Origin of the sequence: Polaribacter sp. (genome assembly GCF_036480315.1) — a bacterium.
Classification (GTDB): Bacteria; Bacteroidota; Bacteroidia; order Flavobacteriales; family Flavobacteriaceae; genus Polaribacter.
Window position 1 is genome coordinate 40294 of record NZ_JAZGGG010000023.1, and the last position, 13805, is coordinate 54098.

Below are 13805 nucleotides of genomic sequence, written 5' to 3' on the forward strand. Positions count from 1 at the left end.
AATGAAAAAAACCATTTTAATCCTAGCTTTAATACTTTTTCAATTTTCTTTTTCACAAGAAGATAAATTATCAAGTGCTGCATTTGAATTAACAAATGATAAAGTTACTTACGACCCAAGTTATTTTTCGATAGAGTACCCAAATGGAGATGTTCCAAAAGGAAAAGGAGTTTGTACAGATGTTGTAATTAGAGCTTTTAGAAAATTAGGAATCGATTTACAGAAAGAAGTTCATGAAGACATGAAAAAGAACTTCAAATTATATCCAAAGATTTGGGGGCTTAAAAAAACAGATAAAAATATCGACCACAGAAGAGTTCCTAATTTAATGACTTTCTTCACCAGAAAAGGAACTGTAAAACGCATTACTAAAAACCCAAAAAACTATCTTCCTGGAGATATAATTTGTTGGAATTTAGGTGGCGCTATTACTCATACAGGAATTGTAGTCAATAAAAAGTCGAAAGATGGAAAACGATTTATGATTGTTCATAATATTGGCGTTGGCCAAGTTTTACAAGATTGTTTGTTCAATTTTAAAATTATTGGACATTATCGTTATAAAAATTAATTAGCAGTTTGCATTGGCAATAAAACAGTTACTATTTATCTTTTCTATACGATTAAATAATAATTAAACCTTCAAACGAATTTAAATCAATATTTTTGGCAAAACTCAAGAATGAAAAGTTTTCTTAAAATATTTTTTTTATTAATCATATTTAGTACCAATTATACCAATGCACAACACACTATTGCCAGAGAATGGAATGAACAACTTCTAAATGCTATTAGAGGTGATTATGCAAGGCCAACGGTGCATGCAAGAAACTTATTTCATAGTTCTGCTATTATGTATGATTCTTGGGCAATCTTTAATCCTACCGCCGAAACAGTTTTTCTAGGAAAAACATATGGAGGTTACGATTTTCCTTTTTCTGGAATCCAACCACCAACAAACAAAGAAGAAGCAATCAATGAAATAATAAGCTACGGAATGTATCGCTTGTTAACTCATCGATTTAGGTTTTCTCCTACAGGTAGTACTTCACTGAATGCTTTTAAAACCTTGTTTGAAAATTTAGGATACAATGTAAATTTTACTTCAACAGACTACAGTACTGGCTCTTATGCCGCTTTAGGAAACTATTTTGCTGAAAAAATGATTGCTTTTGGTTTACAAGATGGATCTAATGAAGCCAATTTTTATAACAATAAACATTATTATCCGGAAAATGAACCTTTACTTTTAAATGTATATGAAGATAATTCAAATATTGACCCTAATAAATGGCAACCTTTAGCTTTTGATATTTTTATAGATCAGTCCGGAAACTTGCTTCCTGTAAGTACACCAGGTTTTTTAAGTCCAGAATGGGGTGAAGTAACTCCGTTTTCATTAAAAAAAAGTAATTTATCTATTCTAAATGATGGTTTCGATTGCTATGTATACTATAACCCTGGACCACCGGTTTTTATTCAGAATTCAAATGAAAATGGAATTGAAGATCCTTATAAATGGCACTTTGCATTAGTTATTGCTTGGTCAGCACAATTAGATCCAAATGATAATGTCTTTATGGATATTTCTCCAGGTAAAATTGGGAATACTAATATTAACAATTTCCCTTCTACTTTTGAACAATACAAAGCTTTCTATAATTTTTCTGATGGTGGAGATTCAGGAACTGGACATGCTTTAAATCCAGACACTGGAGTTCCATATAGTGAGAATGTGGTTAAAAGAGCTGATTATGCAAGAGTATTGGCTGAATTTTGGGCTGACGGACCAGAATCTGAAACACCACCAGGACACTGGTTTACCATTTTAAATTATGTAAGTGATCATCCACGAGCTGAAAAAAAAATTGCAGGACAAGGCCCTCGTTTAAGCAATTTAGAATGGGATGTAAAATCTTATTTAGCTTTGGGTGGAGCTATGCACGATGCAGCTGTTAGCACGTGGGGAATTAAAGGATACTATGATTATATTAGACCTATTTCTGCAATCCGTTATATGGCATCTAAAGGACAAAGTAGTAATGCTTCTTTACCTGGTTATGATCCACATGGGTTACCTTTAATAGATGGCTTAATTGAAATTATTGAAAATAGTGATCCATTGGCTGGTAATCTTAATGAAAATGTAGGGAAAGTAAAAGTAAAATCATGGAAAGGACCTGATTTTGTTATAGATCCTGATACAAATTATGCAGGAGTAGATTGGATTTTAGGTACACATTGGTGGCCATATCAAAGACCAACTTTTGTAACACCTCCTTTTGCAGGGTATGTTTCTGGGCATTCTACATTTTCTAGAGCAGCATCAGAAATATTAACTCAAATTACTGGAGACGCTTTTTTCCCAGGTGGTTTAGGAACTTTTGATGTAACTAAAAATGAGTTTTTAGTTTTTGAAGATGGGCCAACTGAAAGCTTTTCTTTAGAATGGGCAACTTATAGAGATGCTTCAGACCAAACAAGTTTATCAAGAATATGGGGAGGAATACATCCTCCAATTGACGATATACGTGGAAGAATTATTGGGAATAAAATTGGAAAAGATGTTTTTAATCTTGTTGAAGGTTATTTTACAGGAACACTTAATGTTTCCGATGATGTTTTAGAGATATCATCTAGCATTTATCCAATTCCTTTTAAAAATAGTTTTAATTTTAAAAGCGATTATATTGGAGAACTTACAATCGCTGTTTTTGACCTAAATGGAAAAGAAATTTTTATCAAGAAATTATCTAAAAATAATCAATCAATTTATATAGACATTCCAGTAATTAAAAATGGAATCTATTTTATAAAAGCATACAATACTTCTGGGAAATTAATGACAGTTAAAAAAATTATTAAAGAATAAATAGAACTTCATTCATTTTAAATTGACTACTGCAACTGAATACTAAATTCTTTTTATATTTTTGTCTTCATGAATAAAAAATATTATTTAGAAAATCTTACTGAAATTGCAACTGAACTTATTGTATCGGTAAAAAACAAAACATTGTTATTTTATGGAGAAATGGGTGTTGGTAAAACAACCTTAATTAAAGAAATTTGCAAACAATTAGGTGTTTTAGATAATATCTCCTCTCCTACTTTTTCTTTGGTGAATGAATATAAAACTTCAAAAGAAGACAAAGTATTTCATTTCGATTTCTACAGAATTACAGACGAAGTAGAAGCTTTAGACATGGGAATCGAAGATTATTTATATAATAATGATTGGTGTTTAATTGAATGGCCACAGTATGTCGAAAATTTACTACCTTTAGAATCCGTTGAAATACATTTATCTACTTTAGAAAATGGGCAACGCAATATTCAATTAAAATAAACAAATTTATGAGTTCATTTTCTCCATTTAGTAAAGAAGAATTACTTCCTCAAGAAGAAATGCTTGAAATTAAAAAAAGAAAAGGAGAATTATATATTGGCTTGCCAAAAGAAACATACTTAAGTGAAAAACGTGTTTGCTTAACACCAGATGCAGTTGTTGCTTTAACTTCAAACGGACATAGAGTTGTTATTGAAACTGGTGCTGGAGATGGCGCAAATTTTACAGATAAAGAATATTCTGAAGCTGGCGCAAAAATTTCTTACAATGTAGAAGAAGCATTTAAATGTAATATTGTTTTAAAAGTTGCACCACCAACAGAGGATGAAATAGAATATATAAACCCAAAAACAATTTTAATTTCTTCTTTACAATTAAAAACACAAAACAAAGAATATTTTGAATCTTTAGCAAAAAAGAAAATTACTGCAATTGCATTTGATTATATAAAAGACGAGCACGATTCTTACCCAATTGTAAAATCTTTAAGTGAAATTGCAGGAACCGCTTCCATTTTAATCGCAGGCGAATTAATGAGTGGCGTTAATAAAGGAAATGGTTTGTTATTTGGTAATATTGGTGGAGTTCCACCAACAAGTGTTGTTATCTTTGGAGCAGGAACTGTTGGCGAGTATGCTGCAAAAACTGCTATTGGTTTAGGTGCAAGAGTTAAGGTTTTTGATAACTCAATTAGTAAATTAAGAAAATTACAAGATTGTTTACATGCACCAATTTACACTTCTACTTTGCAACCAAAATCGGTTTTAAAAGCTTTAATGCGTTGCGATGTTGCTATTGGAGCAATTAGAGGCAAAAACAGATCCCCTATTTGTGCTACTGAAGAAATGATTGAAAAAATGAAAGAAGGTGCTGTTGTTGTTGACGTAAGTATTGATAGAGGTGGTTGTTTTGAAACTTCAAACGTAACAACTCACAAAACACCAACTTTTGTAAAACATGGTGTAATTCACTATTGTGTCCCAAATATTCCTGCACGTTATGCAAGAACTGCTTCTGTTTCTATTAGTAATATTTTTACGCCTTATTTATTAAATATTGCTGAAGAAGGTGGTTTTGAAAACACCGCAAGGTTCGATAAAAGTTTACGAAACGGAATGTATTTTTACCACGGAATTCTAACCAATAAAACCGTTGCAGATTGGTTTGATTTACCTTTTAGAGATATTAATTTATTGATATTATAATTGAATATTTCTGTCTAAAAAAATTACCTTTGCACTTCAATTTTCTACAATGCTCGTAAAAAGAATTTTTTATTATTTAGTTGGCTTATCATTAGGTTCTATTGGTGTTTATTTTTTCTGGCAGAAAAAAAATGCAACATTCGATTACGGTATGGATGCTAGAACTCTTAAAACTATTAGGATTAAAAAACGTTTATTTTCTGATGATGCAAAAACTGCCATGCAAAAATTTGATATTGATAGTTTAAAAATATCAACAATTTTACACAATGGTGATGTAGATTTCGGAAAAGGAAAACCAAGACAAAGACCTTGTGCAGAATACTATATTACAGGGAGTAAAGAATTAGAAAACGTAAGTTTATTAGTAAAACGTTGCGATTCTACAAGTACAATTGAGAAAGTTATTGTTGAATAATTTCATTATTCAAATCTGTCATTCCTGCGAAGGCAGGAATCCAAAAGTAGCTTTTTGAGTATAAAATATTGAATTATAGATTCCTGTTTTCACAGGAATGACAAGTTTCTATTATCAGCAATTCTTATATTTATCGTGCAAACCTTTTCCATCTAAAATCATAAGAATAATTTTTTGCATTCTTCTTAAACGAGTTGTTGCTCTTTTAGCATCAGAAATATAATCTGCATATTCTCGTTTACTACTGTTTGAAAATGATTCAAACTTTGTTTTAAATTCTTTATTTGAATTTAATTCTTGTTGTAATTCAACAGGAATAATTAATTGTTTTTTTGTTCTATCTGATTTTATTTCTTTACCCTGTTTTATATTTCCAATAGTTTCAACAATGTATTCCTTAATTTGTTCAGTGTTTATTTCTTCTAAAGAATGAAATCGCCATTGTAACATTGCTTTTGTTATTCCTTCTTGTGCATTTATAAAAACGTTGTGTTTATCTTTTAATAAAACTCCTTGAAAAAACCACAAGCCACAATAATTTTTAAAAGCAGCTAAACCGACAATGTTTTTCCCTTCAAAAACATAAGTTGGTGCTCCCCATTTTATAGTTTCTTCAACTGGAAAATCTATAAATACAGAACGTAATAACTCTAACTCTTTACGCCACTTTTCTTTTTTATTGATGTATTCTTCAATTTTAGAACTCATAATAACTATGTTTTTTCAGAATTAGAACTAATCATCCATTGAATACCAAATTTATCTATACAGCTTCCAAATTTTCCACCCCAAAAAACATCATTAAAAGGCATTGTAATTTTACCATCTTTAGCTAATCCTAAAAAATAAGAATGTGCACTTTCTTTATCATCAGCTAAAATTGAAACATGAAAATTGTTTCCTTTATTTAAAGGTTCATTGAAACCATCTGAAGCTTTTATTTCACAATTAGTACCAAAAATCATAGTTTGGTGCATTATTTTATTTTCAATTTCTGGTTTACAATATTCAGGTGGGCCTTCAGAATAGCGCATTGTTATTATTAATTCTCCATCAAAAACATCTTTATAATAGTTCATTGCTTCCTCACAATTTCCATCGAAACTTAAATAAATACCACAATTCATAATTTTAGTTTTAAGTTAATTCTTTAAAGTTAAGAATTATTTTGATAGTAACGTTCTTCAATTTTGTCCACATTTTTAATGGTTTTCTTTACCCAATCAAAATATAAAACATCTTTTTCTTCTTTTGATAACTGCCAATCTGTATTAGAATTACGCAACTTTGTAGTTACATCTTGCAAAACAATTGCGGCAGCTACAGAGATATTTAAACTTTCTGTAAAACCAACCATTGGTATTTTTAGAAATCCATCTGCGTTTTCTTTAACATAATCAGAAACACCCTCTGCTTCTACTCCAAATACGAATGCAGATTTTTTTGTGATATCAAAATCTTGTAATAAACAAGAATCATTATGTGGTGTTGTTGCAATAATTTGATATCCTTTAGCTTTTAAATCTTCTAAACATTCTTTTGTATTATCGCCATCTTCTCTATATCTATATTGATTTAACCATTTTTGAGAACCTTTTGCAACATGCCTAGAAACTTTATTATTATATTTATTTTCTATTGCATGCACATCTTGCACGCCAAATATATCGCAAGTTCTTACAACTGCACTAGCATTGTGTGCTTGATAAATGTCTTCTAAAACCACTGTAAAGTGTCTGGTTCTATTTTCTAAAACTTTTTTGAAAAGTACTTTTCTTTTATCTGTTAAAAAGCCTTCAAAGTAATTTAGTAATTTTTCATCAATCATATGTACAAACATAAATAATATTATTTTACTCTGTCCGAGAGATTAATTAAATTTACTCAAACTTTTTAAATGATGAAAAAAATAGTTGTTTTAACGGGCGCAGGAATTTCTGCAGAAAGTGGTATAAATACTTTTAGAGATGCTGATGGATTATGGGAAGGACATGATGTTATGGAAGTTGCTACTCCAGAAGGTTTAAAGCGAACCCGGAATTAGTTTTAAAATTTTATAATGAACGTAGAAAGCAATTGTTTGAGGTAGAACCCAATAAAGCACATTTTAATTTAGCAAAATTAGAAACTGATTTTGATGTAGAAATTATCACTCAAAATGTAGATGATTTACATGAAAGAGCAAACAGTTCTAAAATTACACATTTACATGGCGAGCTTTTAAAAATTAGAAGTTCTGTTGATGAGAATGATATTTTAGAATGGCGTAAAGATTTAGTTTTAGGAGATTTGTGTAAGAAAAATAGCCAATTAAGACCGCATATTGTTTGGTTTGGAGAAATGGTTCCGTTATTAGATACTGCGATTGATATTACTAAAACTGCAGATATTTTAGTAATTATAGGTACTTCTATGCAAGTGTATCCTGCTGCGAGTTTAATTGATTTTGTAAAACCAAATACACCCATTTATTTTATAGATCCTAAACCGTCTGTTTCTGAAAGTAATTTTAATAATTTAACTATAATTAAGGATGTAGCGAGTTCTGGAACTGATAAATTGATTCGTATGTTAGTGATATAAATGAATTTGTCTTTCCTACGAAGTAAAAACCTGTAGTAAGTAATTTGAAAATCTAAAAATTTATTTATGGATTCCTGCCCTTGCAGGAATGACAAGTACTATTTTCTAGTTTAGCCCTGATTGAAACGACATCCTTTTTATGCTAACTTCGTTTCAGTATTCTTTCTTAAAAAGCAAACTTTTTGTGAATATTGACAAATGTTGAAAATAAATTCAACATAAAAAGATATAGTGGAAAGCAGGAAATAGCTTCAAAAAACAAATTAGTTGTATTTTTATGTCAATTGATTAAAATACTCAAAGATTTCTCCTTTAGAAATTGAGCTTCCTTTTTCAATTAAATCGAAAACTTCTGCATTTCTTTCGTCGTTATTATATGGTTTGGTTCCTTTAAAAATCTCTACAGAATTGTCCATAGGGTTTTGCATTAACCACTCAAAACCTTTTTGTTCTAATAAATTAATATCCCAATCTATTTTTATTGCAATTCTATGAATTTCATCTTTATCGCATTTAAATAAGTTTGCAGACGTTTCTGAAAAATGTTCTACATAGTTTGTTTTTGTAAGCACGTCATCCCAAACTACATCAGAAAAAACATTCATTTCTTCTTCTGCAACTTCTGGAGTTTCTGCTTTAATTTCGTTCCATTCTTTTACATCGATACTTTGCGTTGCTAAAAAACGTGCAAAATCTTCGTGTAAACTTTCGAATTGTTCTTTGGTAAGTTGTCTGTATTTCATAAGTTTTCAAAAGTAAAAAAGCTCGTTATTTCTAACGAGCTTTTTGTGTAATAATTAAAGTTAAATTACTATTCAGCAATAACTTCAAAAGTGATATCTACAACTACTGCTCTGTGTAATCTTACAGCAGCTTCGTATTTACCTAATCTTTTAACAGAACCACCAACAACTTTTATAAACTTCTTGTCTAATTCTGTACCAGCTTTAGCAAGTGCTGCAGCTAAATCTATATTGTTTACAGAACCAAATAATTTGTCTCCTGAACCAACTTTAGATGTAATTTTAATTTCATATCCTTTAACTGCTTCTGCTATTTCATTAGCGTCTGCAATTAATTTAGCTTCTTTGTAAGCTCTTTGCTTTAAATTCTCTGCTAATACTTTTCTAGCAGATGAAGTAGCCAAAGATGCTTTTCCTGTAGGGATTAAATAGTTTCTACCATAACCGTTTTTTACAGCTACAACATCATCTTTAAATCCTAAATTTTCTACGTCTTGTCTTAATATAAGTTCCATGTTCTACGTATTTTTTATTTTAGTAAATCTCCAACGTAAGGCATTAATGCCAAATGACGACATCTTTTAATTGCTTGCGCAACTTTACGTTGATATTTTAATGAAGTTCCTGTTAAACGTCTTGGCAAAATTTTACCTTGTTCGTTTACTAAATACATTAAAAAGTCTGCATCTTTATAATCGATATACTTGATACCTTTCTTCTTAAATCTACAGTATTTTGCTTCTTTTTTAGTGTCTATATCTAATGGAGTTAAATATCTAACTTCAGCAGATTTACCACCTTTTGATTGTTGTTCTATTGTTGCCATTTGTTATTTTTTAGAAGATTTAGCACGTTCAGTTCTCACTTTTGCCCAAGCAGCAGCATGTTTGTCTAATCTAACAGAAAGATAACGCATAACGCTATCATCTCTTCTAAATTCTAGTTCAAACGCTGTAATTTCTTCTCCAGCAATTTTGTACTCTAATAAGTGATAAAAACCACTTTTCTTTTTTTGAATTGGGTAAGCTAGTTTCTTTAAGCCCCAATCTTCTTTTGAGATCATTTCAGCTCCTTTGGAAACTAAATAATCTTCGAACTTTTGTACTGTCTCCTTTATCTGAGTATCAGATAAAACGGGATTCAAAATGAAAACAGTTTCGTAATGATTCATAAATTAAATATTTTTTGTTTATTTTTAAGGCTGCAAATATAGTGACTTTTTTATATTTAAAAGAATCTTTTTTACATTAATATTTATTCGTTTTTAGAATAACAATAACTCTATAAAATACTGATATGCAAATACCTGAAACACCTAATTTAATTCATTATGCAATTCCCTTTTTTGTGATTACAGTTATTCTAGAAGTTATTTTGACTGTAAAAGTAAAATTAGACGAATATGAGTTTAAAGATGCTGGTACTTCTATTGCTATGGGATTAGGAAATGTAGCTATTGGTTTATTTACAAAAGGAGTTGTATTAAGTATATTCTATATCATTTATAACTTTTACCATTTGTTTGAAATCTCATTTGTTTGGTGGGCTTGGATTCTTCTTTTATTTGCTGAAGACTTCTGTTATTACTGGTTTCATAGAATTAGTCATGAAAGTAGATTGTTTTGGGCGAGCCATGTTGTACACCATTCTTCTAAAAAATACAATTTAAGTACTGCATTAAGACAAACTTGGTCTGGTAGTTTTTATACTTTTATCTTTTGGTTTCCATTGATTTTAATAGGGTTTCACCCAGTTATGGTTTTGGTACAAATGTCTATTAGTTTAATTTATCAATATTGGATTCACACAGAAATGATTGATAAAATGCCAAAATGGTTTGAAGCAATTTTTAATACACCAAGTCATCATAGAGTGCATCATGCAACAAATCCGCAATATTTAGATAGAAATCATGCAGGAGTGTTTATTATCTGGGATCGTCTTTTTGGATCATTTGAACCCGAAGTTGAAAAACCAGTTTATGGTTTGGTTTCTAATATTGAAACTTACAACCCAATAAAAGTTGCTTTTATTGAATGGTACAATCTATTAAAAGACTTTTTTACTACTAAAACATCCATTATAAATAGGTTTAAATACTTGATAAAACCTCCAGGTTGGAAACATGATGGAACAAGCATTTTATCTGGTGATTTAAGAAAAGAATGGGAAGTAAAGAAAAAAGCTGATGTTTAAAAAACATCAGCTTTAATAATTAACTCAAATTTATTTTTAATCGAAATCGAAACGAAGTCCCAAAGAAACATTTCTAGTTTCTGTGTTTTGGAATAACGGATTCAAGTCATATTTTACATAAAAACTAGTAGATTTGTAACCTAAATAAGCACTTAAACCGTAATTAATAGTATTCATATTAAAGTTATCTTTTTGCACTTCTTTTACGTCTACTCCATTAATATCTTTATATTCTAAATACTGTCTTGTTCCTAATTTAAAACCTACAAAACCACCAACTCCTAAACGAACAGACTTGTTTGTTCTATCTCTTTTAGCACCATCTTTATAAGTTTTGTTTTTTGAAAAATCCCATTCTAAATGTACAGGAAAGTTCATTTGTACATGACGTAATCTACTTTCTGATAAAACCTCATCAATTCTAGTTTCTATATTTGTTATATCACCAACCTTTACGTGTTGTTGATTGTTTTTTAGACGTAAATTATTCCAAAGAAAAGAAACTCCGTATTTAAAATATAAATTTGATGGTTCTTTAGAGAAACGTGTTTTCCATGTCCAACCTAATTCATAAAAATGAGATTGCCAAAACTTGTATTCAGAACTATTTAAAGAGTTTAAATTGTCATTATTCAATACATTATTTACTCCCATTGCAAATACAAACTGTGTTGTTGTACTTCTATGCTTCTTATTTTTGTTTTTCCATCTTTCATTTCTCCTTCTTTCTCTTTCGTTTTTGTTTTCATCACCAACTTTAAAACGAAATGTTTTGTTGCCAATTGTAAAGGTATTGTCATCATCATCAAAATCATTAGAATCATCTGAACTAGCTATTTTACCATTCGTTTTATCTTGCACCAATAATTGTAACAAGCGTTCTTGCTCTCCAACCAATTTTTCTATTCTTCTTGCATGGTAAGAAGCTACTTCCTTTTTTAACGTATCTGCAGTTGTTTTAGTTATTTCATTTTTCTCTAGTCTTTTATCAATAGCAATTACTTTTTCCTTTAAAGAATCTTTTTGTTGCTTGGTAATATTTTCTATTCTTTTAGATATTTTACTTACTTCTTTCTCAAATGTTTTTTCTTGAGATATGGCAATAGTTGTACTTAACAACACTAATATTAGTAGTATTCTTTTCATTTTTGAATGTTTTTAAAATTTATGTTTTTTTTGATATAAACCTTTCAGCAGCGCTCAAGGTGACATTTTTAATTATTTCTACTGGCAATGGCTGTAGCAATAACTGACACTTTTTTCTTTACTAATTTCATGAAATTATTCTGAAAATCATCATCATCTATTGTACGTTCAACTTCTGCTAGAATAGTTTCAGGATTTACTTTTAAATTAGATTTTTTTAATTGATTCTGAATCGTCTTTAAAATAGCATCCCTATCAATATTATACTTTGCATAATAGGTTTTTACTTCTTGTGGCGAGTGTGTTACCGCGAATAACAAATCGTCACTATTAATCTTAATTTTACTATTTGAGTCTGGTTTTAATAATTTTATTTTTATTGATTCCTCATTTTTTGGAATTAAATTTTGGTTGTCTTCAACTTTAGCAATGATTGTTTTATTTTTATTCGGAACTATGGTTGTTTTATACTTATGTGATTCCTCATTCTTCGGAATGACATACGTTTTTTTAGTTGAAAGAGGTTGCTTTACTTTGTTCGCAATGACATTCTTTTTAATTTTATTTTTTAATTCTTGCTTCTTTTCTCTATTTTCTATTTTCTTATTTTCTACAATTGTTTCTTCAACAGGAATTTCATTTATAAATTGCTCTATTTTTTCATCAATACTATTTGTGTCAATAGGTGTATCAACAATAATATCATTTGGAAAAGCAACCTCATCATCAGAAGAAAAAATCTGAATTCCTATGGAAACCAATAACAAAATACTTGCTGCTGCTCCTATATAAAAAAACCAATCTCTTTTCTTTTGCTTTGGTTCTTCGTCTAATTGTGTAGACAAACGCTCCCAAGCAGAAGCTGATGGCTCAAAAGATCTTTTTGCAAACTTTTCTTTTATGTTATTATCTAACTTATTTGTTTTCATGAATTGTTTTATTCATTTTAATATAATTTTGTTGCAATAATTTACGTGCTTTAAACAATTGCGATTTTGATGTACTTTCTGAAACGCCTAATTTTGCTGCAATTTCTGAATGTTTATAACCTTCTATGGCGAATAAATTAAACACCATTTTGTAACCTTCTGGCAATTTATCTATCAGTTTTTGAATGTCTTCTACAGAAGTATTTTCTAAACTCTCTGTGGCTGCATCGTTAAAAACATAACCTTCGTCAGATAAATCGACTAAATTCTTTTTACGGAGATAAGAAATACTAGTATTCACCATTATTCTGCGAATCCAACCTTCAAAACTACCTTCGTGTTTAAATCTGTGTAAGTTTTTAAAAACCTTTAAGAAACCTTGCAATAGTAAATCTTCTGCATGATGTAAATCTTTAACATATTGCCTGCAAACTCCCAACATTTTAGGCGAATGCTGCTCAAACAATTGTTGTTGCGCTTCCCTATTGTTGTCTATCGCTTTTTTAATGAGCGATTTCTCGTTATGCATTTTAATAATTTTCAAGCCTCTTGTTTCAATTTTAATTGCCTTACAAATATATAGACTACAAATGTTTTAAAAAGGTTGCTTGAGATAAAAAAGTTTTTTGAAGTTTTTCAATAACTACCTTGTAACAGAAACATTTAGGTTGCGTCCTATAGATATGAAGATTAAATTATTCTTTAAAAGATTATTACAATTAGGATTTATAATTTTAATTGGGTTTATCATTTATTCTAATTTAAGATTAAATGGAACTTGGGTCATAAGCAATCAAAAATGGCAAGAACCTATATCTATAATAAGTTTTGAAGTTTTTAAAAAAAATGAATATTTCTCATTATATTCCTATGAAGACAGGAAAGATGAATTTAATATAGCTTTTGGTGATGTTATTTATAATAAAAATGATAAATTTTACTCCAAAAACGTTATCGCAGTAAAACATATTAATAAAGACAATTTGGTTCTAAATCTTGATTATGGCGATGAATATAAGACACATTTAAAAATACCAGACTCTTTAAAATATTCAGGAAAAATTGATTTTTTTTATAAATTTTTAGAGTTTAGATTAAATTATAATAAACAAACCTGTTGTGCATTATAAAAAAGCTGTTCATTGATTAAGAGAATCGTATATTTAATTGAATTTCAAACATTTAAATAGATGAACAGCTTTAGAGCAAATTACGAGAAAATTTTAGAGGTATTAA

The 13805-nt window shown here is 29.4% G+C and carries 17 protein-coding genes and 1 pseudogene; 8 read left to right on the forward strand and 10 right to left on the reverse strand.

Going from position 1 to position 13805, the window contains the following annotated elements; genetic code table 11:
• The first annotated feature begins 1 nt into the window (after window position 1).
• The 5 genes from V3V28_RS04890 to V3V28_RS04910 all read left to right on the forward strand — a co-directional run bounded on the left by V3V28_RS04890 (window position 2) and on the right by V3V28_RS04910 (window position 4972).
• The gene (locus V3V28_RS04890) at window positions 2-571 is read left to right on the forward strand and encodes a DUF1287 domain-containing protein (RefSeq protein WP_331363912.1); all 570 of its coding nucleotides are present in this window, start codon (window positions 2-4) and stop codon (window positions 569-571) included.
• Window positions 572-682: 111 nt separating this feature from the next.
• Window positions 683-2872, forward strand: a complete 2190-nt coding sequence (locus V3V28_RS04895) for a T9SS type A sorting domain-containing protein (protein WP_331363913.1) — start codon at window positions 683-685, stop codon at window positions 2870-2872.
• Between the two features lie 69 nt (window positions 2873-2941).
• Complete coding sequence (tsaE, locus tag V3V28_RS04900) at window positions 2942-3349, forward strand: tRNA (adenosine(37)-N6)-threonylcarbamoyltransferase complex ATPase subunit type 1 TsaE (protein ID WP_331363914.1); 408 nt, start codon at window positions 2942-2944, stop codon at window positions 3347-3349.
• Between the two features lie 8 nt (window positions 3350-3357).
• On the forward strand, window positions 3358-4554 hold the full coding sequence (locus V3V28_RS04905) for an alanine dehydrogenase (protein ID WP_331363915.1): 1197 nt from the start codon (window positions 3358-3360) through the stop codon (window positions 4552-4554).
• 49 nt (window positions 4555-4603) lie between these two features.
• The gene (locus V3V28_RS04910; protein ID WP_331363916.1) at window positions 4604-4972 is read left to right on the forward strand and encodes a DUF4258 domain-containing protein; all 369 of its coding nucleotides are present in this window, start codon (window positions 4604-4606) and stop codon (window positions 4970-4972) included.
• A gap of 114 nt (window positions 4973-5086) precedes the next feature.
• On the opposite strand, the gene V3V28_RS04915 is transcribed toward V3V28_RS04910, so the two are convergent.
• Genes V3V28_RS04915 through V3V28_RS04925 form a run of 3 tightly spaced genes read right to left on the reverse strand, consistent with a single transcriptional unit; the run spans window position 5087 to window position 6800 of the window.
• Window positions 5087-5680: a YdeI/OmpD-associated family protein gene (locus tag V3V28_RS04915; RefSeq protein WP_331363917.1), complete on the reverse strand. Its 594-nt coding sequence runs from the start codon at window positions 5678-5680 to the stop codon at window positions 5087-5089.
• Window positions 5681-5685: 5 nt separating this feature from the next.
• Window positions 5686-6099, reverse strand: a complete 414-nt coding sequence (locus V3V28_RS04920) for a VOC family protein (protein ID WP_331363918.1) — start codon at window positions 6097-6099, stop codon at window positions 5686-5688.
• Window positions 6100-6128: 29 nt separating this feature from the next.
• Window positions 6129-6800, reverse strand: coding sequence for a TrmH family RNA methyltransferase (locus V3V28_RS04925; RefSeq protein WP_331363928.1), 672 nt, complete (start codon window positions 6798-6800; stop codon window positions 6129-6131).
• 72 nt (window positions 6801-6872) lie between these two features.
• On the opposite strand from V3V28_RS04925, the pseudogene V3V28_RS04930 reads away from it, so the two are divergent.
• A pseudogene (locus V3V28_RS04930) lies at window positions 6873-7555 on the forward strand (SIR2 family NAD-dependent protein deacylase).
• Window positions 7556-7830: 275 nt separating this feature from the next.
• On the opposite strand, the gene V3V28_RS04935 reads toward V3V28_RS04930, so the two are convergent.
• The 4 genes from V3V28_RS04935 to rpsF all read right to left on the reverse strand — a co-directional run bounded on the left by V3V28_RS04935 (window position 7831) and on the right by rpsF (window position 9469).
• Window positions 7831-8298 carry a DUF6495 family protein gene (locus V3V28_RS04935; protein ID WP_331363919.1) on the reverse strand — a complete coding sequence of 156 codons (468 nt, stop codon included), beginning with the start codon at window positions 8296-8298 and terminating at the stop codon, window positions 7831-7833.
• 68 nt (window positions 8299-8366) lie between these two features.
• The gene (gene rplI / locus V3V28_RS04940) at window positions 8367-8813 is read right to left on the reverse strand and encodes a 50S ribosomal protein L9 (RefSeq protein WP_331363920.1); all 447 of its coding nucleotides are present in this window, start codon (window positions 8811-8813) and stop codon (window positions 8367-8369) included.
• 14 nt (window positions 8814-8827) lie between these two features.
• Complete coding sequence (gene rpsR, locus V3V28_RS04945; RefSeq protein WP_331363921.1) at window positions 8828-9124, reverse strand: 30S ribosomal protein S18; 297 nt, start codon at window positions 9122-9124, stop codon at window positions 8828-8830.
• A 3-nt stretch (window positions 9125-9127) separates the two neighbouring features.
• Complete coding sequence (rpsF, locus tag V3V28_RS04950) at window positions 9128-9469, reverse strand: 30S ribosomal protein S6 (protein ID WP_331363922.1); 342 nt, start codon at window positions 9467-9469, stop codon at window positions 9128-9130.
• Between the two features lie 125 nt (window positions 9470-9594).
• Here rpsF and V3V28_RS04955 point away from each other — a divergent pair, with 125 nt between their 5' ends.
• Entirely contained in the window at window positions 9595-10494 is a 900-nt protein-coding gene (locus V3V28_RS04955) for a sterol desaturase family protein (RefSeq protein ID WP_331363923.1), read from the forward strand.
• Between the two features lie 36 nt (window positions 10495-10530).
• Here the strand turns inward: V3V28_RS04955 and V3V28_RS04960 are convergent, their stop codons facing one another.
• The 3 genes from V3V28_RS04960 to V3V28_RS04970 form a co-directional block, all read right to left on the reverse strand.
• Window positions 10531-11640 carry a hypothetical protein gene (locus tag V3V28_RS04960; protein WP_331363924.1) on the reverse strand — a complete coding sequence of 370 codons (1110 nt, stop codon included), beginning with the start codon at window positions 11638-11640 and terminating at the stop codon, window positions 10531-10533.
• Between the two features lie 68 nt (window positions 11641-11708).
• On the reverse strand, window positions 11709-12569 hold the full coding sequence (locus tag V3V28_RS04965) for a hypothetical protein (protein WP_331363925.1): 861 nt from the start codon (window positions 12567-12569) through the stop codon (window positions 11709-11711).
• Complete coding sequence (locus tag V3V28_RS04970; protein WP_331363926.1) at window positions 12556-13113, reverse strand: RNA polymerase sigma factor; 558 nt, start codon at window positions 13111-13113, stop codon at window positions 12556-12558. The genes V3V28_RS04965 and V3V28_RS04970 overlap by 14 nt, the downstream gene beginning before the upstream one ends.
• 139 nt (window positions 13114-13252) lie before the next feature.
• On the opposite strand from V3V28_RS04970, the gene V3V28_RS04975 reads away from it, so the two are divergent.
• Window positions 13253-13699, forward strand: a complete 447-nt coding sequence (locus V3V28_RS04975) for a hypothetical protein (RefSeq protein ID WP_331363927.1) — start codon at window positions 13253-13255, stop codon at window positions 13697-13699.
• Window positions 13700-13805 lie beyond the last annotated feature (106 nt).